Annotated in this window: 25 protein-coding genes and 1 riboswitch; of the genes, 16 read left to right on the forward strand and 9 right to left on the reverse strand. The window is 47.9% G+C overall.

Annotation, left to right across the window (positions count from 1 at the left end; genetic code table 11):
• Positions 1-24: 24 nt before the first annotated feature.
• Positions 25-534: a DoxX family protein gene (locus tag AF331_RS17255; protein ID WP_053429401.1), complete on the reverse strand. Its 510-nt coding sequence runs from the start codon at positions 532-534 to the stop codon at positions 25-27.
• A gap of 259 nt (positions 535-793) precedes the next feature.
• Here AF331_RS17255 and AF331_RS17260 point away from each other — a divergent pair, with 259 nt between their 5' ends.
• From AF331_RS17260 to AF331_RS22010, 6 genes are all read left to right on the forward strand, one after another.
• Positions 794-1,636 (forward strand): DUF72 domain-containing protein, encoded by an 843-nt coding sequence (locus AF331_RS17260; protein WP_053429295.1) that lies wholly within the window; start codon positions 794-796, stop codon positions 1,634-1,636.
• A gap of 43 nt (positions 1,637-1,679) precedes the next feature.
• On the forward strand, positions 1,680-3,041 hold the full coding sequence (locus AF331_RS17265) for a bifunctional metallophosphatase/5'-nucleotidase (RefSeq protein WP_053429296.1): 1,362 nt from the start codon (positions 1,680-1,682) through the stop codon (positions 3,039-3,041).
• A 139-nt stretch (positions 3,042-3,180) separates the two neighbouring features.
• Complete coding sequence (locus AF331_RS17270; RefSeq protein ID WP_327205427.1) at positions 3,181-4,287, forward strand: HD-GYP domain-containing protein; 1,107 nt, start codon at positions 3,181-3,183, stop codon at positions 4,285-4,287.
• Positions 4,288-4,421: 134 nt separating this feature from the next.
• Positions 4,422-4,603: riboswitch (Lysine riboswitch) on the forward strand.
• Positions 4,604-4,716: 113 nt separating this feature from the next.
• A complete protein-coding gene (locus tag AF331_RS17275) occupies positions 4,717-6,282 on the forward strand; it encodes a Na+/H+ antiporter NhaC family protein (RefSeq protein ID WP_053429298.1) in 1,566 nt (521 codons plus the stop codon).
• A 255-nt stretch (positions 6,283-6,537) separates the two neighbouring features.
• Entirely contained in the window at positions 6,538-8,067 is a 1,530-nt protein-coding gene (locus tag AF331_RS17280; RefSeq protein WP_053429299.1) for a sodium-dependent transporter, read from the forward strand.
• On the forward strand, positions 8,067-8,180 hold the full coding sequence (locus AF331_RS22010; RefSeq protein WP_082347024.1) for a methionine/alanine import family NSS transporter small subunit: 114 nt from the start codon (positions 8,067-8,069) through the stop codon (positions 8,178-8,180). Before AF331_RS17280 ends, AF331_RS22010 begins: the two co-directional genes overlap by 1 nt.
• A 42-nt stretch (positions 8,181-8,222) precedes the next feature.
• Here AF331_RS22010 and AF331_RS17285 read toward each other — a convergent pair whose 3' ends face one another.
• On the reverse strand, positions 8,223-9,215 hold the full coding sequence (locus tag AF331_RS17285) for a M23 family metallopeptidase (RefSeq protein ID WP_412177727.1): 993 nt from the start codon (positions 9,213-9,215) through the stop codon (positions 8,223-8,225).
• A gap of 230 nt (positions 9,216-9,445) precedes the next feature.
• Here AF331_RS17285 and lipA point away from each other — a divergent pair, with 230 nt between their 5' ends.
• Positions 9,446-10,363 carry a lipoyl synthase gene (gene lipA, locus AF331_RS17290; RefSeq protein WP_053429300.1) on the forward strand — a complete coding sequence of 306 codons (918 nt, stop codon included), beginning with the start codon at positions 9,446-9,448 and terminating at the stop codon, positions 10,361-10,363.
• A 452-nt stretch (positions 10,364-10,815) separates the two neighbouring features.
• Here the strand turns inward: lipA and AF331_RS17295 are convergent, their stop codons facing one another.
• A complete protein-coding gene (locus AF331_RS17295) occupies positions 10,816-11,517 on the reverse strand; it encodes a YhcN/YlaJ family sporulation lipoprotein (RefSeq protein ID WP_053429301.1) in 702 nt (233 codons plus the stop codon).
• A 116-nt stretch (positions 11,518-11,633) separates the two neighbouring features.
• On the opposite strand from AF331_RS17295, the gene AF331_RS17300 reads away from it, so the two are divergent.
• Positions 11,634-11,909 carry a YutD family protein gene (locus AF331_RS17300; protein WP_048007039.1) on the forward strand — a complete coding sequence of 92 codons (276 nt, stop codon included), beginning with the start codon at positions 11,634-11,636 and terminating at the stop codon, positions 11,907-11,909.
• Positions 11,910-11,941: 32 nt separating this feature from the next.
• On the opposite strand, the gene AF331_RS17305 is transcribed toward AF331_RS17300, so the two are convergent.
• The gene (locus AF331_RS17305; RefSeq protein WP_053429302.1) at positions 11,942-12,232 is read right to left on the reverse strand and encodes a hypothetical protein; all 291 of its coding nucleotides are present in this window, start codon (positions 12,230-12,232) and stop codon (positions 11,942-11,944) included.
• Between the two features lie 60 nt (positions 12,233-12,292).
• On the reverse strand, positions 12,293-12,562 hold the full coding sequence (locus AF331_RS17310) for a DUF3055 domain-containing protein (protein WP_053429303.1): 270 nt from the start codon (positions 12,560-12,562) through the stop codon (positions 12,293-12,295).
• Positions 12,563-12,693: 131 nt separating this feature from the next.
• Between AF331_RS17310 and AF331_RS17315 the strand changes: the two genes are divergently transcribed.
• The 3 genes from AF331_RS17315 (at position 12,694) to AF331_RS17325 (ending at position 14,782) form a co-directional block, all read left to right on the forward strand.
• On the forward strand, positions 12,694-13,131 hold the full coding sequence (locus tag AF331_RS17315; RefSeq protein WP_053429304.1) for a DUF86 domain-containing protein: 438 nt from the start codon (positions 12,694-12,696) through the stop codon (positions 13,129-13,131).
• A gap of 50 nt (positions 13,132-13,181) precedes the next feature.
• Entirely contained in the window at positions 13,182-13,946 is a 765-nt protein-coding gene (locus tag AF331_RS17320; RefSeq protein ID WP_053429305.1) for a TIGR01457 family HAD-type hydrolase, read from the forward strand.
• 584 nt (positions 13,947-14,530) lie between these two features.
• On the forward strand, positions 14,531-14,782 hold the full coding sequence (locus AF331_RS17325; RefSeq protein WP_053429306.1) for a helix-turn-helix domain-containing protein: 252 nt from the start codon (positions 14,531-14,533) through the stop codon (positions 14,780-14,782).
• Here AF331_RS17325 and sda read toward each other — a convergent pair.
• Together sda and AF331_RS17335 are read right to left on the reverse strand one after the other, a co-directional pair.
• Positions 14,768-14,962, reverse strand: coding sequence for a sporulation histidine kinase inhibitor Sda (gene sda, locus AF331_RS17330; RefSeq protein ID WP_053429307.1), 195 nt, complete (start codon positions 14,960-14,962; stop codon positions 14,768-14,770). The two genes, AF331_RS17325 and sda, sit on opposite strands and share 15 nt — an antisense overlap.
• Positions 14,963-15,218: 256 nt before the next feature.
• Positions 15,219-15,701 carry a phosphatidylglycerophosphatase A family protein gene (locus tag AF331_RS17335; protein WP_410528340.1) on the reverse strand — a complete coding sequence of 161 codons (483 nt, stop codon included), beginning with the start codon at positions 15,699-15,701 and terminating at the stop codon, positions 15,219-15,221.
• A gap of 220 nt (positions 15,702-15,921) precedes the next feature.
• Between AF331_RS17335 and yutH the strand changes: the two genes are divergently transcribed.
• Both yutH and AF331_RS17345 read left to right on the forward strand, forming a co-directional pair.
• Positions 15,922-16,923: a spore coat putative kinase YutH gene (gene yutH / locus AF331_RS17340; protein ID WP_053429309.1), complete on the forward strand. Its 1,002-nt coding sequence runs from the start codon at positions 15,922-15,924 to the stop codon at positions 16,921-16,923.
• A gap of 71 nt (positions 16,924-16,994) precedes the next feature.
• A complete protein-coding gene (locus AF331_RS17345; protein WP_053429310.1) occupies positions 16,995-17,957 on the forward strand; it encodes a 2-hydroxyacid dehydrogenase in 963 nt (320 codons plus the stop codon).
• Between the two features lie 42 nt (positions 17,958-17,999).
• Here AF331_RS17345 and AF331_RS17350 read toward each other — a convergent pair whose 3' ends face one another.
• Positions 18,000-18,239, reverse strand: coding sequence for a NifU family protein (locus tag AF331_RS17350; protein WP_048007030.1), 240 nt, complete (start codon positions 18,237-18,239; stop codon positions 18,000-18,002).
• A 243-nt stretch (positions 18,240-18,482) separates the two neighbouring features.
• Between AF331_RS17350 and AF331_RS17355 the strand changes: the two genes are divergently transcribed.
• Positions 18,483-18,803 carry a YuzD family protein gene (locus tag AF331_RS17355; RefSeq protein ID WP_053429311.1) on the forward strand — a complete coding sequence of 107 codons (321 nt, stop codon included), beginning with the start codon at positions 18,483-18,485 and terminating at the stop codon, positions 18,801-18,803.
• 70 nt (positions 18,804-18,873) lie between these two features.
• On the opposite strand, the gene AF331_RS17360 is transcribed toward AF331_RS17355, so the two are convergent.
• Entirely contained in the window at positions 18,874-19,941 is a 1,068-nt protein-coding gene (locus AF331_RS17360; protein WP_053429312.1) for an NAD(P)/FAD-dependent oxidoreductase, read from the reverse strand.
• 306 nt (positions 19,942-20,247) lie between these two features.
• On the opposite strand from AF331_RS17360, the gene AF331_RS17365 reads away from it, so the two are divergent.
• Positions 20,248-20,484, forward strand: coding sequence for a YuzB family protein (locus AF331_RS17365; RefSeq protein WP_048007027.1), 237 nt, complete (start codon positions 20,248-20,250; stop codon positions 20,482-20,484).
• 150 nt (positions 20,485-20,634) lie between these two features.
• A complete protein-coding gene (locus AF331_RS17370) occupies positions 20,635-20,997 on the forward strand; it encodes a HesB/IscA family protein (RefSeq protein WP_053429313.1) in 363 nt (120 codons plus the stop codon).
• The last annotated feature ends 48 nt before the right edge of the window (positions 20,998-21,045 follow it).

Raw genomic sequence — 21,045 nt, forward strand, 5'->3', positions numbered from 1 at the left:
GTTTTGTAGCCCGCTCACAGGCTCTCATACCGCTGGAGCTAACTTCTTATGCCCTTTTCGATTTTTTCGCTGTTTCCTCACATAAGGCATTACCCACCGATCCAGTCCATACCGGCCGGCATTCGCTCCTGCGACAAGCAGGAAGATTGTGAGGATGACCATCTGCGGGTTGGTGCTGGTGGTTCCGCTGAGAAGGAAGCTGAAGTTCATCGTGATGCCACCGAGGGCTGCAAGATTCGTGAACAGTCCGAGGATCAAGCCGATTCCGACGAGAACCTCTCCCCACATGACGAGTGTGGCGAACAGCTCATGGTTAGGGAGTGCGACCTGTTCAAGGAAGGTTGCCCACCACGTCTGTACAGCCGGATGATCACCTGTCGCCTTGCCGATTGCTCCTTGGAGGAACCCGTTGACTTCAAATCCCCCGGTAATCTTTCCAATGCCGGATGTCAACCAGAAGTACCCCAGATACAGCCTGATAATCGTCAATACGCCTGCCACTGCTTTATTGTTACGTAGAAATGCGTTTATCATCATCGTTCACTCCCTGATTCCGTTTTAAGAGGGCTAGCTCCTCTACACTTTCAGTATAAGCACGAAAGAGAAAAAAGACGATAAGTTTGTTCAGTATTTCACAAACTAGACAATTCTTCATGACAAACTTGTTAACTTTTGGATGAAGGGGTTAAAAGGAGCAATGAGGGGCTTTTCATAAGCGATTCCGACACCTCCAAACGGAAATCGAATGGGTTCTGTGATAGAATGAATTCACATAAAAGGCAGGTGCTGAACGATGATCTATGTTGGCGTGACAGGGTGGGGGGACCATGACACCCTTTATGAAAACGTCCCGGCAAGGGATAAGCTGAAGGAGTACGGCGCTCACTTCCCTGTGGTGGAAGTGGATGCATCCTTTTATGCCGTACAGCCGGTGAAAAATGTAAGGAAATGGGTGGATGAAACACCTGATGCGTTCCGATTCATCGTGAAGGCCTATCAGGGGATGACGGGGCATCAGCGCGGTGAGATCCCGTTTGAATCAAAGGATGCCATGTTCGAGGCCTTCAAGGAATCCATCGTTCCATTCCTGGAGAGCGGTAAGCTTGCCATGATCTTATTCCAATTCCCGCCATGGTTCGACTGTACAAAAGATAATGTGAACTATATCAGATATTGCAGGGAACAGATGCAGGGCATCCCCGTGTCTCTGGAATTTCGTCACCAAAGCTGGTATTCACCCGATTTCCGCCAGGGGACGCTCGGTTTCATGAAGAATGAAGACTGGATCCATTCGATCTGTGATGAGCCTCAGGCTGGAGAAGGATCTGTCCCAAGAGTGGTCGAAGCGACGAACGGAGATGCCACCCTCATCCGTTTCCACGGACGGAATGTGTATGGCTGGAATCACACGGGTAAGGAAAACTGGCGCGAGGTCCGTTATCTCTACCGGTATAATCAGGCCGAGCTTGAGGAGTGGATTCCCCATATCAGGAAGCTGGAGCAAGAATCGAAGGATCTGTATATCCTTTTCAATAATAATTCAGGCGGTGACGCTGCGGATAATGCCAAACAGATGATCGACCTGCTTGGAATACAGTACAGTGGCCTTGCACCTAAGCAGCTGGATCTGTTCTGATGCACATGTAGAAAAAGGAATAGCCTTACAGGAGTGAACTTAATTGAAAGAAACGATCCATATTTATCACACCAATGATTTGCATAGCCATTTTGAACACTGGTCGAGGATCCGGGACCTCATGAAGGACAGGAGACTGCTGCATGAGGGCGAAGGAGACGAAGTCTTCGCATTTGATATAGGAGATCATGTCGATCGATCCCATCCTCTCACAGAGGCCACCCTAGGGAAGGGAAACATCAAGTTCCTGAACGAAGCAGGGTACGACGGAGTCACGATCGGGAACAACGAAGGCATCACCCTTGATCATGAAGAACTGAATCACCTGTATGATGAAGCGGCATTCCCGGTCATTCTGGGGAACCTCTTTGACGAATCCATGGCGCTGCCGGATTGGGCAAGTCCTTATCAGATCTACAGGACGAAAGGAGGCGTGAAGATCGGGGTTCTCGGTTTAACGGCGCCTTTCTATCCTTTTTATCAGGCGCTGGGCTGGACCGTCACCGAGCCCATCGCTGAGCTGAGGAAGCTGTTGGACGAACTGAGGCCGAAAGTGGACGTCCTCATCCTTTTATCCCATCTGGGCATCCGTGACGATGAATGGATCGGGGAGGAGTTTCCCGAAGTGGATGTCATCCTCGGTGCCCACACCCATCACATCCTACATGAAGGGAAAGAGGTCAACGGCACCCTTCTCGGTGCAGCAGGCAAGTACGGTAATTTTGTCGGTCATATGGTGATTGAAGTGGATTCTTCAAGCAAGAAGATCCTCACGAGGAAAGCCGGGCTCTATGCGTATGAAGATCTTCCTGAATCCGGTGTTGAGCTGGATGAGGAACGAGGGTGGGTACTGAATGGTCAGGCATTACTGGAGGAAGAAATTGCCGATCTTAAAACAGGGCTCTCCGTCGATTGGTATGCTCCGTCGCCGCTGCCGCTCCTTCTCAGTGAAGCACTCATGGAGTGGACAGATGCCGATTGTTCCTTCGTGAATGCGGGACTCCTCATGGAAGGCCTGCAAAAAGGGGCCGTCACAAAGAGGGACCTGCATCACATCCTGCCACACCCGATTAATCCGTGTCTGATCACGCTCACGGGAGAAGAGTTGAAGGAGATCATCACGCTCACCTTAAATGAATCATGGCCAGCCCTTGAAGTGAAAGGTCTGGGATTCAGGGGTAGGGTCCTCGGGCAATTCGTTTACACCAATATCAGCTTTACTGAAGGTGATCTTTTGGTGGGAGGAGAGCGTCTTGATCCTCATGAGAGCTACAAGGTGGCACTGCCGGATATGTTTACATTCGGTCATTTCTTCCCTTCTCTAAAAACAAAAACCAAGAAATATTTCATGCCTGAGTTCTTACGGGATGTGCTTGGGTGGAAACTGGGCAAAATGAAGAACTGATGGAACCGATTTGCTATTCTTCTATGAATAATCCCCTGCAATAGGTAATTATACCTTGCAGAATTACAGGTTTCCTTTATAATGGACATATTAGTAAATTTTGTCGAAAAATGAAGGGGATATATAGGAGATTAGTATGATGCTCATTTCTACAAGGTCCATCAGATCCGGCATGGTTCTAGGTTCACCGGTCTATAACATGAGAGGGAAGACGCTGATTCATGATCGGGTTCCTTTAACGGACCGCATGATTCAGCGGCTGTTAGAGTTGAATATTCAATATGTCTATATCGAAGATTCTCTTTCCCATGGAATTGAAGTCAAAGAGACCGTTTCAAAGAAAGTGAGACAAGAGACGATCAAAAGCATCGAGAAGGCATTCAGTCAGGTCAAGCAATCGGGCATCCCAAAAAGCGTCCTGTTTGAGGAGAGTGCCAGGCAGATGACCGGTATCATCGGAGTCGTCCTGCAGGAAGTCAAGGAGAACAATGACCTTCTTACAATCCTGACAGATGTCTTCTCCTATGATTCTTATATCTTCCATCATTCGTTCAATGTGACACTTTATACCCTGTCGATCGGCCTTAAGCTGAATCTTCCCCAAAAGCAGCTGGAGCAACTAGGGGTGGGAGCGATTCTTCATGATATCGGCAAGATGTGCATATCTGAGGAAATCCTCATGAAGCCGGGCAGGCTTACGGAAGCGGAATTTGCTGAAATCAAACTCCATTCCGAGAGGGGATTCGAAATTCTTCGAGGCCTTCATTCGGTATCCATCCTGGTAGCGCACTGTGCGTATCAGCATCATGAGAGATTAGACGGGTCCGGATATCCCCGGGGAATCACAGAAGAAGATATCCACCCATTCGCCAAGATCATCGCGGTCGCTGATGTCTTTGATGCCATGACCTCCAACCGGGTATACCGGGATGCCATGCTTCCCCATCAGGCCCTCGAGATTCTCTATGCAGGAGCGGGGACCTTGTTCGACAGGGATGTCATCGAAGCCTTCAGGCGCTCCGTGGCCATCTATCCGAATGGGATGATCATCGAGCTGAACGACGATCGGAAAGCCATCGTGGCCGAGCAGAATCAAGGAGTGACCGACCGTCCTGTTGTACGGATCGTCGAAGAGCGGGGAGAACGTCTGGAAACCCCTTATGAAATCGATTTGAGCAAGGAATTTGATATCATCATCACGGGCTTTGATCCTGATTTTGAAGTCGGGATCCCTTCCCGTACATGACCTCTCACTCATGGGGGTCTTTTTTTTTGCGTTGGAAGGTTTAAAATATTTCCAATAGGGAATACCCATTGTCATAGACCCGGCAGTTTGATATAGTTATATAGAAAATTTTATATGCAACCACATCATCAATCCGATGGGGTAGAGGAGCAGGGTTCATTAGTAAGCTGTTTGAGGATGACAACAGAGAGAACAGATGAAAGGGAACTTTTGCCGAAGTAGCCATGTATGTCGAATGCATGGGTGCTGGGGTTATCTTGAAAAAGGATGACACTGTCATTATAGAGACACTCTATAATGGGGAGCTACAGATCGTGATGGAGCACTTACGTTACTGACAAGGTAATGATAGTATCTCTATCATTGCCTTTTTTGTTTGCCTTCTATCATGTTTCAGCATTCCCCCCTATCAATTCATAGGAGGAAATCATGGAAAACACTATTTATTCATTAATCCCGCCACTCTTGGCCATCTTGATGGTCATACTGACGCGGAGGGTGCTTTTATCCCTCGGTGTGGGGATTGTGGCATCCGCACTTTTAATAGCTAATTTTTCGATTGTAGAAACGATCTCCCTCGTATGGGACGGATTCATCGGAAATCTATACTCAGATGGAGAATGGAATAAGGGTAATATCTTCATCATCCTTTTCCTGCTTCTGCTCGGTATCATCACTGCATTCATCAATATCACGGGCGGAAGCCGTGCCTTTGGTGAATGGGCCATCAAGCGCGTGAAGACCCGCAGGGGAGCACAGCTTCTTGCAGCCGTACTCGGTATCATCATCTTCATCGACGATTACTTCAATGCACTTGCGGTCGGTCAGGTAGCACGTCCTGTCACGGACCGTCACAATATCTCAAGGGCAAAACTTGCCTATATCATTGATTCGACTTCAGCCCCAATCTGCGTTGTTTCTCCGGTTTCAAGCTGGGGGGCGTATATCATCGGGATCATGGGGACGATTCTGGCTGCCCATAATGTGACCGACATCTCGGCATTTTCAGCATTCGTGCAGGTTGTTCCAATGAACTTTTATGTATGGGGCACAATCCTTTTTGTATTTTTGATTGCCGTAAGGGGCATCGACTTCGGGAAGATGCGTGAGCATGAAGTGAAAGCGATCCAAACAGGAGAGTTGTATGATTCCTCAAAAGAAATTCCTGGAGAGCTGAAAAATGAACTTCCCGTCAGCCCTAGGGGAACAGTCGGTGACCTTGTCTGGCCCATCGTTGCTCTTGTCGTAGGGACAGTTGGTGCCATGCTTTGGACGGGATACCGTGCGGTGGGGCGCTTCGACCTTCTTAAAGTATTCGAAAACACCGACGTAACCCTTTCGCTCATTCTTGGCGGGATTGTCGGATTCATCGTTTCCCTCTTCTTCTTCCTTAGACAGGTAAGCATGAAAGGGGTAGAGAGGAGTGCACTTGGTAAAGGGATCATCGAGGGAATCAAATCCATGTTGCCGGCCGTTTACATCTTATTCTTCGCTTGGACGATCGTGACGCTGATCGGAGAATTGGAGACAGGCAAGTATCTTGCGGGTCTCGTTGAACAATCCAGCATACCTGTTGCGGCCCTACCGTTCATCCTGTTCGTTGTGGCTGGATTCATGGCTTTTTCTACGGGAACTTCCTGGGGATCCTTCGGGTTGCTTCTCCCGATTGCAGGTGAGATTGCGGCAAATACGGATATTACGATCCTGCTTCCATCAATGGCGGCCGTCCTTGCCGGAGCGGTATTCGGAGACCACTGCTCTCCGATTTCAGACACTACCATCCTTTCCTCCACCGGAGCAGGGAGCAATCACATCGACCACGTCCTCACCCAGCTGCCATATGCCCTCATTGCAGCGGGTGCAGCGTCAATCGGCTATCTTGTCCTTGGATTCACTGAGAACACGTGGCTCGGGCTGTTGACGGTCATCGTGCTCGTTGTGGGAGTATCGTTCCTGATCGGCAAGAAATCAGAAACAGTGGCAGAACAGCATTAGCAAGAAGCCGGGAATGTATCCCGGCTTCTTTTTTATTTCGGGAATGACGTGGAATCAACAGTTCTCCGCAAGCGCATTTTTATATGGGGAAAGAGGCGTGGTGAATAAGTAATGCATTCTCCTCTAATGTGTCTGAATTATGAAAAATCTCTTTGACAATTGTCCTAGAACTAGCTATACTGTCTTTAGATTTAATGTTCAGAAAATATAAAAATTTCAATCTTATAAGGTTGGAATGACACAGGGGGAAATAAGATGGAAAATCGCAGTCAGTTCGGCACCCGTGCAGGCTTTATCATGGCGGCTGTCGGATCCGCCATTGGACTAGGGAATATCTGGAGATTCCCGGCGGTCGCCTATGAAAACGGAGGAGGAGCATTCTTCATCCCGTATCTCTTCGCCCTTTTAACGGCGGGAATTCCGCTTTTGATCCTGGAGTTCACGATCGGGCATAAATATCGTGGATCCGCTCCGCTTTCTTACTTCAGGTTGAACCGCAAGCTTGAATGGCTTGGCTGGTGGCAGGTGGCCATTGCGTTTGTCATCTCGACCTATTACTCGGTCATCATCGCCTGGGCCATGTCGTACAGCGTGTTCTCCTTCAATCTTGGATGGGGAGATGATACAGAAGGTTTCTTGTTCGGGGAATACCTGAAACTGGATGTGAGTGCAGGGCAGACGGGAAGCATCGTCCCTGGCGTATTTATTCCACTGGTGATTGTATGGGTGGTTGCCCTCGGTATCCTCTTCCGTGGAGTCAAAAAGGGAATTGAAGTGGCGAACAAGATCTTCATTCCGGCACTTGTCATTTTATTCTTAATCATTGTGATCAGAGCCGTCACTCTTCCCGGGGCTGTTGAAGGACTGAACGCCTTCTTCAAACCAGATTTCACGAAAATTGCCGATCCGAGCGTGTGGGTGGCAGCATATGGACAGATTTTCTTCAGTCTATCCATCGCCTTTGCCATCATGATCACATACTCGAGTTATCTTCCGAAAAAATCGGATATCACCAACAACGCGTTCATTACCGGTTTCGGAAACTCCAGCTTTGAATTGCTGGCAGGGATCGGAGTATTTGCAGCATTGGGCTTCATGGCCCAGTCTCAAGGGGTTACGGTTCAGGAAGTCGTTAGCGGTGGAGTCGGTCTTGCATTCGTCGTATTCCCGCAGATCATCAATTCATTCCCAGCGTTGAATGGCTTGTTTGGATTCCTGTTCTTCGCCTCACTTGTCCTGGCCGGATTGACGTCCCTGATCTCGATTACCGAGACCTATGTGGCAGCAGTCTCAGAGAAATTTGGACTTTCCAGGAAGAAAGCCGTTCTATTCGGTGGCGGACTTTCGGCTTTGGTATCGATCCTATTCGCAACGCAGGGAGGATTACTCTTCCTCGACGTAGCTGACTACTTTATCAATCAATTCGGAGTGGCCTTCGTCGGCTTGATCGAAGTCATTGCGGTCGTTTGGTTCTTGCGCAAGCTCAATCCCCTTCAAGCGCATGCTAATGAAATCTCTGATATCCGTCTTGGAGCCTGGTGGAAAGTCTGTCTTGGAATCATCACACCGGTTGTTCTCGGAGTCATGATGTTTGGATTGTTCAAAGTGAATCTTTTGAGGCAATTTGACACTGAGAATGGAAATTATGAGGGATATCCTGATATGTTCATCAACCTGAGCGGGTGGGCGGTTGCAGCCTTTGCCCTTGTACTTGGCTTCCTCTTTACCGTCAAGCGTTGGAGCTCCAAAACAGAAGCTGACACCACATACAAGGAGGTAAGCTAATGGGTACAGGAGCCATCATCAGCATGATCGTTGGTATCGTAATCATTTGGGGCGGTTTAGCGGCCAGCATAGCCAATGCCGTCATCCGTTCAAAAAAGCAAAAGCAGGCATAAGGAAAAAGCAGACGATGGGATGATCTCCCTTGTCTGCTTTTTTTATTCGCCCTTTGTCCGATCCTGTCGCTCCCACATTTTCAGGTGGGGATATGGATCGAAGGACCACTCTGTGATTCCATTGTCTTTGTACATCCCGTAATGAAGGTGAGGTGGGAACTTTCCTGCCGTCCCTGGGGGACCGTAACCGGAACTCCCGACGCCTCCGATCACCGTGCCCGGTTCAACAACCTGCCCGACCTTCAGATCTTTGGAAAATCCGTTCAGATGTGCATAATAGTGATACGTATTATTGATATCACGTATTCCGATGCGCCATCCTCCGTATCGGTTCCATCCTTTCATTTCGACGATGCCATATGAAGTCGATCGGACCGGTACCCCGTAATCGGCAAACAGGTCTGTTCCTTCATGCATCCGCTTACCGCCCCAACCCCTGGCATCACCCCATGTATTCCGGTAGCTGTAGTTATACCTCTGAGGTAGCGGGAATGCTTTCGCGTTGAGGTGGATCGTGTCGAACTTCTTGTACACCAGCGCCTTCCCCATGATGATGCTGACGGTCTTATCCCGCTTATAATACTCCCAAAGGGCAAGCTTCACGTTATCGTGGTCGATCCCATAGCGGAGAATGAAGTGGGAAAGGGATGCAAGGCGATCTTCATCGCTCAGCAGGCTGGCCTTACCGTCAAGATCACCATCACGACCGAATCCGTCAAATAGAGAGATGGTCAATGGATTGGCATCTTCCCGGTTGGGATTGAGGGCGCCGGTCCATGTTTCAGGGCTGATGTGAATGGAAATCGGAGAGGTTGGTTTTTCCCGGTCCTGCCTGGAGAAGCGCAAACTTCTCTCGTATTGATCGATGGCCGCCATATAATACCAGGGAATCTGGGTGAGGGCTTCATTTTTTTTGAAAAGCTCCATCCTTTTATTATGGATCTGTTCTTCTGACATTTCCTTAGCGACGGTCAGTTGAACCGGATGGATGACAATGAAGAAGAACATGATAGCAACTAAAATCACCTTATTCAACAAGGGCAACCCTCCTAGGATTTCTATCTGTTTATAGTTTGTTTCCAGAACGCATTTTCATTAACATCAATAAATGGTAATCATGGTCAGCATGCTTGTTTTCGCATTTTTAGTATGATAAAGTGACAAAAGAGACTTATTGATGATGGCTTTTTTACATAAGATGAACGAGCTGTATTTGCGTTTCACTCTTTGCCTAAGTCAACTATTTAGGATGGGAGATGTGGAGGATGAGCAAGAAAGAAGAACATATCAGAAAACCGGATTGGCTTAAGATTAAGCTGAATACGAATGATAATTATATGGGTCTTAAGAAAATGATGAGGGAAAAGAATCTTCACACAGTATGTGAGGAAGCCCGCTGCCCGAATATCCATGAATGCTGGGGAACACGCCGTACGGCTACATTCATGATCCTAGGTGACGTATGTACGCGTGCATGCCGTTTCTGTGCGGTCAAAACAGGCCTTCCGAATGAACTTGATCTGGCAGAACCGGAACGCGTTGCGGATTCAGTTCAGCTCATGAACCTTAAGCACGTGGTTGTCACAGCTGTTGCGCGTGATGATCTGAAAGACGGAGGTTCCCAAGTATTTGCTGAAACGGTCCGTGCCATCCGCCGGAAGAGTCCGTTCACATCTATCGAAGTACTTCCTTCCGATATGGGTGGAGTTTTCGAAAACATCAAAACATTGATGGATGCGAAACCGGATATCATGAACTATAACGTTGAAACGGTGCGCCGTCTGACTCCGAGAGTTCGTGCCCGTGCAACCTACGACCGTACCCTTGAGTTCCTTCGCCGTGCAAAAGAACTCAACCCTGACATCCCGACGAAATCAAGCATCATGGTGGGGCTTGGTGAAACGAAGGAAGAAATCCTTGAAACAATGGATGATCTTCGTGCAAACCATGTGGATATTGTTACGCTTGGTCAATATCTACAGCCTTCCAAGAAGCACTTGAAAGTTCAAAAATACTACCACCCTGATGAGTTCGCAGAACTTCGTGAAGCCGCCATGGAAAAAGGCTTCAGCCACTGTGAAGCAGGTCCACTCGTGCGTTCTTCATACCACGCGGACGAACAAGTCAATGCTGCAGCCAAAGCAAGACAGGCAGCAGGTGAACAGGAAACTCAAAACGCATAATGTCAAAAAGCATCCCGGGTTCCGGGATGCTTTCTTATTGTTTGCGTGTCGCCTCAGGGCAACCCGCCTCCGCTTTTCGTGATGTCTAGCTCCGGCGTGTTGAGGCTCGAGGTCATAAGTCAAAGCACCCAAAAAGGCAAGCCTTTCTGGGTGCTTCGCCTTATGCTTGTCGTCTCAGGGCGACCCGCCTCCGCTTTTCGTGATGTCTAGCTCCGGCGTGTTGAGGCTCGAGGTCATAAGTCAAAGCACCCAAAAAGGCAAAGAACGCCTTTCTGGGTGCTTCGCCTTATGCTTGTCGCCTCAGGGCGACCCGCCTCCGCTTTTCGTGATGTCTAGCTCCGGCGTGTTGAGGCTCGAGGTCATAAGTCAAGACACCCAATAAGGCAAAGGACGCCTTTCCGGGTGTCTCGTCTTATGCGTGTCGCCTCAGGGCAACCCGCCTCCGCTTTTCGTTAATCCATGATATTGTCTTTTCTGATTTTATCCGGGTTGATCTGGTGGACGTCGTCGTCTTGCATTTCGTAGTCAGATGACATTTCACCGTTGGCGTTTTCACCATTGTTTATTTCCCTGCCTTGGGGGGAATCCTGTAGCATGAGGCTGATGGTGTTGTCGATGCTGTCGCTTACATGCTGGCTATCGGTATCCATCTTGGCCAGGTTTTCCACGTCCCTCATGAGGGCTTTATCATCGGTTACATACACATGGTACCATCTCGGTATGACCGACATGGCGGTTTTTTTGACCTGGTCGGCGACATTGAACCGTCCGTCTTTATCGGTTTTATCCGTTACATATGAAACGAGGACCTCTTCGTCGGTGACGAGGGTCGCACAGTCTTTCACGTGAGGGATGGCGACGCTCATTTTACTGATGGTGTCCGCCACTTGTTCCCGGTTGATGCTGTACATATCCTTCATGGGCATGACGTTGCCGCCGGGTGTCTTTTGGTGTCGCACGTATCCAAAGTCTTCTCCGCGTTGTGAGCCCTTTTTGGTCCAGCTGTCTTTGTTGTAGAGATCTTCTCTGTCGTTAACATTGATCGTATTTCCGTTGTCATGGAACATTTCTTCATTCGATTTGTTGATGCCATTACAGCCGGCACTGGTCACAGTCAGGCCGAGTATGGCGAAGCTTACGAATGTTTTCTTCAATCAAAACACCCCCTATTTCTAGGGTGACCAACCTGAAATGCAATTTATCATAGTAATTAATGGACAATCCGTTATAATTTAAAGTAGAGAGATAAATGGAAAGTAGGTGGGAGCATATGATCTGTATACAGAATGCGTGCTATGAAATCATAGATGAGTACCGGGATGGGTTCAATGAGGAAGCTTTCAAGGAACGTTACAGTGATATCTTGAGTAAATATGATTACATCTTGGGGGACTGGGGTTATGGTCAGCTTCGGTTGAAGGGATTCTTCGATGATCAGAACCAAAAGTCATCTTTCGACACAAAGGTAAGCACCCATAAGGATTACCTGTATGAGTACTGTAACTTCGGTTGTGCATACTTTCTTGTGAAAAAAGTAAAGAAATGAACAAAGGAACAACGTCTATGTTGTTCCTTTGTTCATTCATTTTCAGTATAAGGCGGTTCTTCATTCCGGTCCGGATCCGCATGGGGAGGATGGGCACCCGGCATTTGACGTGGGATATCCTGGTGGAGCGATTTGTTTTCGTAGTTGAAGGCGCTATAATAGCGCTGTCCCTCTTTCCATGGGGTGCTTTTGTTCTCAACGGGGGTCTTCTTCCCAATGGGCGATCCATAGGGACCTTCTGGAAGGGTCTCGGGGACGAGAAAGTTTCTACCCGTTTCTACATTTGAGAAGTCTGTATACGACTGATTCTCTTTATCCGGCATGGTATTCCCTCACTTTCGTTTGGGAATAGTATGTGAAGGGCGGGCAAGCTTCATTCATGATTACATGATGACTTCAGAGAGGAAATCCCTTAATTCGCCGGCTTCTTCTTCCGTAAGCTTGAATGTGCTTTCCAAATAGCCGGGCTCGTCCAGATCGTCACGCCCGATGATGGCGAAGCGGTTTCCCTGCAAATCAAAGACCAAAGATTTCCCGTAGTATCGTTCCGTCTGGGTGATGGCCAGGTCGTAGCGCTGCTCTTCTCCCATGAAGCTGACGAATCGGGTGCGGGTCTGTTCCTGGTCGTCATAAAGATAAAAACGTTCTTCCACTTGTATTCCCTCCATTTGTATATCGCTTCATTCATCATAACAAAATCAGGTTGATGTGCAACATCCGATCTTAGTCGGTTCCCGGAATCTGTGATAAAATGGGGACAGTACTGCGAGATGAGGTGGACATAATGTATTTTGTGGACAGGGAAAAAATCGAAGAAAGACTCGTATTCATGAAAGATCAACTGGTCCTTTACACGGAAGGCAGGGAATGGGACACGCCATACGGAAGGCTAGCCCTTGAACGTATTGCGCATACCTTGATCGAGTCGATCCTGGATGTAGGAAACAGCATGATCGATGGTTTCATCATGAGGGATCCAGGGAGTTATGATGATATCATTGATATCCTCCTCGATGAAAAAGTAATCGACGAAGCGATGAGTGGGGACTTCAAGAGGTTCATTGCCAAACGGAAGGACCTTGTCCAGGACTATCCGTCTGTCGATAGTGAAGAAATCCGGACATTGCTTGAAGACATCAAAGCAAATCTGGAGCGCTTCCCTGATGAAATCAGGAGCTATCTTGAAAACGAGCTTGGCCCGGTATCGGCATTTAAAAATTGATAACGAAACGCTTTCCTTGCAGAAAGCGTTTTCTTGATGAGGTGGAGAACATGAAGGACTATAAAGGGTATCTCATTGATTTGGATGGGACCATGTATAAAGGGACGGAAAAGATTGAAGAAGCGGGTGATTTCATCCGCAGTCTCCAACATAAGGGGATCCCTTATCTATTTGTGACGAATAACTCTTCGAGAAGACCGGAGCAGGTTGCAGAAAAACTGCGGGGATTCGATATCCCGGCTGAAGCCGCGCAAGTGTTCACGACGTCGATGGCGACTGCTCAATACGTTCATGAACGGAAAGCAGGGGGCAGTGCCTACGTGATCGGTGAGGAAGGAATCCGTGATGCACTCGAGAACAAAGGCATCACCCTTAAGGACGACGGAGTGGATTTCGTCATCGTTGGGATCGACCGGGAGATCAACTATGAAAAATTATCTCTTGCTTGCCTTGCGGTTCGAAACGGGGCAGAGTTCATCTCGACCAACGGAGACATCGCCATCCCGACTGAAAGGGGACTTCTCCCGGGGAACGGTTCGCTGACGTCAGTCGTGACCGTGTCGACGGGGACGGATCCTGTGTTCATCGGGAAGCCTGAGCCGATCATCATGGAGCAGGCGCTTTCTGTACTCGGCACCAGTAAAGAGGAGACCCTCATGGTTGGGGATAATTACGACACCGATATCATGGCCGGAATCCGTGCCGGGATCGACACCCTGATGGTTCACACGGGAGTGACACCGAAGGAAATGTTGAAAGAAAAGAGAGAGCAACCTACGTATTCATTGGACCACCTTGGCCAATGGGAAATTTGATCCGTGAAGAGAAGCCTGTACCTCCCATGGGAGGACAGGTTTTTCTCTTGATCAAGTGTGAAAATTTTTGGTATTTAAGAGGAAAATCCCATAAGAAATAACACATTTTTAATGGACAACATCCCCTTGTATAAGTAAAATAGAACTAGTGTTTAAGAAGCAAAAAAGACATATTTCTGTTTGAAAAGCCTATGAACCCTATGATCGAGACATCCCTCATTCAACTTAGCGTATAAGCATTCGTGGAATTTGCGTTTACTCCATCAGGATTTGACTACTCCCTCTAGCTAACTTTCCCAGTACCATCAATTTGAACAGAAGGTCTTCTTCTTGCCAATACTGATAGAGTTGAAAAGGTTAAAAAGCTACAATTTTTCTAATCTTTTCATGTGTTAAATGAGACTTAATCGGGTAAAGACAACAGACAAGATGAAAATTGGGGACTATTAGCATTGGTACCTTTTCAGTTTCTAACTATTCTTTACGAAAAGTAAGGCAACTTTAAGAATGGAAGACATTGTTTCTTATTTTGACGCGAAACAACACACATCAATTCTAAAGAATTTTAAAAGGGTAGTGAGGTAATGAGTGTTACAGAACTTGTCGGGAAGAAAATCAGACATCATAGAAGGTCGAGAGAAATCACCATTCAGGAACTAAGTCGTGTATGCGGATTAACGGTCAATTACATCTCGTTAATTGAAAAAGGGGAGGCGAATCCATCGTTGAATAAACTCCATGCAATCATCAATGCATTGGAAGTTCACTGGTCGGATATCATGCCGTCGAAGGATGAGCAAAAGGTCATCAGCGAGAAGGAACTATCGAGTTATTGATCCCAGTTTTCTTTTCTTCAATTCCTCTTCGATCAATAGAATGAATTCAGAGCTGAGGTTTAATAACTTTGCTTTTTTATATGCATCTAAAAGGGCTTGATCACTTAATGTTTTCATGGAATCCACCTCTATTTCCGTTTTGGGTAGCGTGAAATTTGATTCGAATTCTGCGAAACGCATGAAGTGATCGCCTTGTTAGATGTATTTTGCCGTTCAATGCTTTAGTACCACTATAGTGATAATTATTACAACTATAATTGTAACTATATCTAAGTATAGCACATTGTGCAACAGTAAGTTAGTAAAAAGGTTCTATTAACTGTTTATATAATGGTTGAATGAGGGGAATGTTTCGTTTGAAAAAATGGTCACTGGGCATCGCTTCTTAACACACTAAAAAAATCAGACGGGGCTCCGTCTGATTTTTCTTTTGCCCTTAGTCTTGGTGCTTGGCGCGGTGGGCGAGCCTGCTTGAAGCTGCAGCAGCGATGGCGCCTACGATGTCATCAAGGAAGGTGTGGCACATACCGGTGGACTTATCGTTCAATCGTTCCAGTATCCCCGGTTTTAATTTATCGATATACCCGTAGTTGGTGAACCCGATTGATCCATAGACGTTTACGATGGAAAAAGCGAGGATTTCATCCACCCCGTATAAGCCTTCGTCTACTTCGATGATGGCTTGAAGGGGTTCTTCAAGCATTTTCTTTTCACCCAGCTTATCCAGTTGAATCCCGGTCAGGATCGCATTTTGGACTTCCCGTTTCGTCAGCACCCTTTCGACATTATGGATGCATTCCTTCATTTCAAGATCAGGATGATATTTTTTCTGCAGGAACATGACCAGATCTGCAATATCTTCGATAGTCACTCCTCTTTCGAGAAGCCAGTTGCGTGCCGTTTTCTCTAATAAATCCATCGATTCTTTATCCTTCATCCTATTCACCTTTTCCTTGGAAGATAATGATAGCCCCTGTTTCGATTAGACGAAGCCCTGTTTTTTACTCATATGATGATGGCATGGAAAATAGACTTTACTAATAAGTCATTCTTTTCATTCATGCCCTCGGCACGATGAGCGTATTCATATTTATGATGACTGTATGGGCCACTATTCTGGTTTTTAAGGAGAGAACGTGATGTCTTCAGAACTATTGATGAACCATTTTGGGTTGCGCCCAGAACGAACATTCTTTGATGGGACGATGAACCGATACATGGCGGGGGGATCTTTATATAGTATTGTCGGCGTATCGAATACGGAACAGGAAACCCTTGTGGAGATCTACAAATTGTCGGAGCATCTCAGCGCTCAAGGGGACCGGTATACGTCGCGTTTTGTACAGAGCAACGAAGGAAAGTTCCTGGTCACGGAAGGGGAAAAGGACTTCGTCGTCCTCCGGAATGAACCGCTTTCACCACCTGAGGGAAATGCACTCGGAAGGAAATTGGGCAAGTTCCACTTCAGGGGAAGGTTGTATGAGGAGAAGGTCGAAAAAATCAACCGGATGGGACAGTGGAAGATGCTGTGGGAACGGAGGCTTTCCCAGCTTGAGAAGGCATATTATCAAGTGATCCAGGATCAGCCTGTTGATGAATTCGAAGAGCGGTTTGTCGAAAGCTACCCTTATTACACCGCTCTCGCAGAGAATGCCATCCAGTATCTCGTGGATACGGAGCTTGATGAAGACCCCGATGTAGCCGATGCAGGGACGGTCTGCCACGAACGGTTCGGGCAGAATACGTGGGGGACCGAGAACTGTATACACTTCCCGTTTCAGTGGGTATTCGATCACAGCACGCGTGATCTGGCCGAGTGGTTGAGAGAGAAGTACTTCGAGAAGAGCCAGACGTTCCACCCTGAGCTGCAGGAATTCATCCGGGAGTATGAAAAAATCAATCCGCTATCACCCTTTGCGTGGAGGTTGATGTATTCCCGCCTTCTTTTCCCGCTCCATTATTTCGAGTGTATCGAAGAGTATTATATTTCCACTTCCGAGCAGCAAAAAAAGCTTGTGGAGGATCAATTGAACGTCCACTTGAGGAATTCGGGTCAGTATGAGTCCTTTCTCGCAGACTTTTACCATATGTCGGAGGTCCCTGTGAAGAAATGGGGAATCCCCGTGATCGACTGGCTATGAAAAGAAGATCCCCTGCTTTTATGCTACACTGGTAGTATATAGTCGACTACCAACATGAAAGTGGGGAACAGATCATGAAACCGTTCATTTACATTACGCGGAAGCTACCTGAAACATTGATACAGCCACTGCAAGATCGTTATGAAGTGGAGATGTGGGACCAGGACGATGTGCAAGTACCGAGGGAGGTCCTTTTGGAGAAAGCAGGGAAGGCGTCCGCGCTCCTGACGATGCTTTCAGACCGGATCGACGGTGAACTGCTCGACCAGGGGGAACACCTGAAAGTCGTCGCCAATCTGGCAGTGGGGTTTGATAATATCGATGTGGCGTACGCAAAGGAAAAGGGCGTCGCGGTCTGCAATACCCCGGACGTCTTGACGGAAACGACGGCGGACCTTGCCTTTGGTTTGATGATGGCTACGGCAAGAAGGATCGTTGAAGGTGATCGATACATAAGGGAAGGCGAATGGAAAAGCTGGTCTCCACTCCTCCTCGCCGGAGCCGATATCCATCACAAGACCTTGGGCATCGTCGGGATGGGAAGCATCGGGGAAGCGGTCGCGAGGAGAGCCAAGGGGTTCAGCATGGACGTCCTCTATCACAACCGGAACCGTAGACCGGAAGCGGAGGAGGCCTTGGGTGCTGCGTTCAGATCCCTTGATGAGCTATTGAAGGAGTCCGATTTCGTTGTGGTCCTTGCTCCACTGACAGAGGAGACGAAAGGGTTGTTCCAGAAAGAACAGTTTGACATGATGAAAGACAGCGCGATCTTCATCAACGCCGCCAGGGGACCCATCGTGGACGAAGATGCACTGGTTGAAGCGATTCGTGAAGGAATGATTGCGGGAGCGGGACTGGATGTGTTCACCCAGGAGCCGATCTCCATGGATCATCCCCTCCTTTCACTGGATAGGGTCGTGGTGCTCCCACATATCGGGAGTTCATCCGTCGATACGAGGTATGATATGGTCCGGCTTTGCACCGATAATATACAGGCCGTCCTTGAAGGAAAAGAACCAAGGACGGCCCTATAAAAAAAGAACAGCTTCGGGAGTCCGGAGCTGTTCTTCATTGCATTAAAAGACTTGTTCTACTTCGACGATTCCAGGTACTTCTTCAACCAAGGCACGCTCGATACCTGCTTTGAGGGTAATGGTTGAACTCGGGCAGCTTCCGCATGCACCCAATAGGCGAAGTTTGACGATCCCGTCTTCTACGTCGACGAGCTCACAGTCACCGCCATCGCGAAGGAGGAACGGACGCAATTTATCTAATACTTCCTGTACGGACGACATCATATCTGTTTGTTCAGTCATATTTGATCGACTCCTTTCCTTATCTCCTATTATAATGACATATCCACAAAAAATCTATCAACCTGAAAAGAATGGTGATTTTTTTCGTGGCATAGATCGTCGATCCCGTCATTTCCACACGCTGGTGGTTAATGGATTACTACCAAGATATGATAAAAACACCTCCAATGTCAAAATTGGAGTTCCAAATCACCCGGCATTTTTGTAAAATGGTCATAGGAACACGCCAAAGGGGAGTCTGCCATGAAACCGATCGAACTATGTGTGTATGGAGCAGAAGTCACATGTCCAAGCTGTGTGAACCTGCCGTCATCAAAAGAAACGTACGAGTGGCTGGAGGCCGCAATCGGGAGGAAGTACCCCGAACAGCCCTTCACCATCACGTATATCGATATCCATTCTCCTCCCGAGAATGACGTCTTCAAGGAGTTTTCCGCACGTGTGATCGAAGAAGATCTCTTTTATCCCGTAGTGACGGTGGAAGGGACGATCGTGGGCGAGGGGAATCCCCGCCTGAAAGACGTGTATTCAGAGCTCGAGAAGTATGGTTACAAGGCCGTATGAACGAAAGCATTCCCGTGATGGAATGCTTTTTTCAATAAAGAAAAACGCCCGGGATCACCGGGCGTTTCCATTATCCGTTATGATATTTGTACATCCAGAGGACACCGGACTTCAATAGTCGTGCGACACGACCCGTAATGGAGCGCTCATTCACCAGACCGAAGCCATGCTTCTTGCCAAGGGAACCGAGGATCCCTTTCAGCTTGATCTTGGGAAGGGTCTCGGGAAGGGGCTCATTGGCCCAGCGTTTCAGCAGGATGGTGACGATCTGTTCTGCCTGTCCTTCCGCGAGTTGTGCACTCGGTGCCTGTGGGAGGCTGGCGCAGTCCCCGACAATGTAGACATGCTCATCATTCGGGAGGTTATGGTACTTGCTGATGACGACACGCCCACTCGCGTCCGTTTCGACATTCATGTCGCGTACCACCTTGCTCGGTTGGATACCCGCCGTCCATACGATGGCATCACAGTGAATCTGCTCTTCGTGATTGTGAAGGATTGTCGGATCCACCTTCGTGATATTGGAATTATTCACGATCTCGACGTTGTTCTCGTCGAACCAGCCATGCACATAGGAGCTGAGGCGTTCCGGGAACGCATTGAGGATACGCGGTCCGCGGTCGAAGAGCTTGATCTTCAAATCGCTGCGGCTCTCACGGAGTTCACTGGCAAGCTCGATGCCGCTTAATCCGGCCCCTACAATCCCGACGATGGAGCCCGCAGGAAGGCTATTCAAGGTATGATAGGTCTTCCTGGATTTCTCGATGGTTTGAATGCTGTACGAATTCTCTTCAGCACCAGGCACTCCGTGGAACTTGTCCTCACAGCCCAATCCGATGACCAGGTCGTCGTATGGAACCGAATCCTGGCCGGCGATATGGATCTGTTTGGTGTCCATGTCGACCTGTGTCACATCTCCATATATGTAGGAAAGGCGTTCATGCTCAGGGAAGGTGACCCTCACATGGTGATCGGAAATGGTACCTGCCGCGAGGGCGTAATATTCTGTTTTCAAGCAGTGATACGGATTGCGGTCGATCAGGGTGATCGATACATCTTCTGGAAGTTGATTCGGTAATAAGCGAAGGAGTACGCGCATATTGCCATATCCGCCGCCGAGCAGCACTAAATGTTTCATACAGATTTCCCCTTTTGCACTCTACAGTATGATAGCCACAGTAGCGTTGATTTTATCCCCAGAGAACAGGGTGCATAGAGACCCTTGAACAGGACCCTACAGAAGTAAGCACTTTCAATGTGAGTACTAATTACATTTGAATAATAGTTTCGAATCCTTTTGTCACTAAAAGTATATCGAAATCACGCCTTTTTCACAACAGAAACAAGGTAAATTGTTCACAATCTGTTATACCAATTCAATCAGTGACGAATGATTGACGTTTAAAATAAAAAAAGGTAGCATAACAGCAGTGAGGTGATCGCGTTGAAACCAATAATTGAATTTTGTATCAGTAATCTTGCGAGTGGTGCGCAGGCAGCGCTTGAAATATTGGAGAGGGACCCGAATCTTGATGTCATCGAATACGGCTGTCTCGGGTATTGCGGTAAATGTGCCCAATCCATGTACGCCCTCGTTAACGGGGAAGTCGTAACAGGCGATACACCACAGGGATTGGTGGATGAGATTTATCAATTCCTTGAAGAAAACCCGATGTTTTAATTCAATGCCTGCTCCCTTGTCGGAGAGGCATTTTCTTCTTTCTATTATAAATGGAGAGGGTGAGCCTTTTTTTGGCGCATCCACTTCGGTTGAGTAGTAAAATAGAAAGGAGTATACTATAGATACCATAAGGTGCTGGAGGTGTAAGAAATGAGTGAAATCGTCAACCTGACGGAAGCAGCCGCCGGTCAGATCAAGGATATGATGCAGGAACATGATGAGCTGGATGCCATGCTCCGCGTAGGAGTCAAAGGCGGTGGATGCAGCGGCTTGTCCTACGGGATGGGATTCGAACATGACGTGCAGGAAGGGGATACCCTCCTTGAACAGCACGGCATCAAGCTGGTCGTGGCAAAAAACGATGCGGCCATCCTGAATGGCACAAAGATCGACTATAAGCAGTCCATGATGGGTGGAGGCTTCACCATCGACAATCCGAACGCCATCGCGTCATGCGGGTGCGGATCGTCGTTCGTGACGGCCAACAATAAAGGTACGCCTGAGGAATGCTGATTCATAAAAACAACGAAAATCCCCTGATCGTTCTCCGGTCAGGGGATT

Source organism: Rossellomorea marisflavi, from assembly GCF_001274775.1.
In the GTDB taxonomy this organism is placed as follows: domain Bacteria; phylum Bacillota; class Bacilli; order Bacillales; family Bacillaceae_B; genus Rossellomorea; species Rossellomorea marisflavi.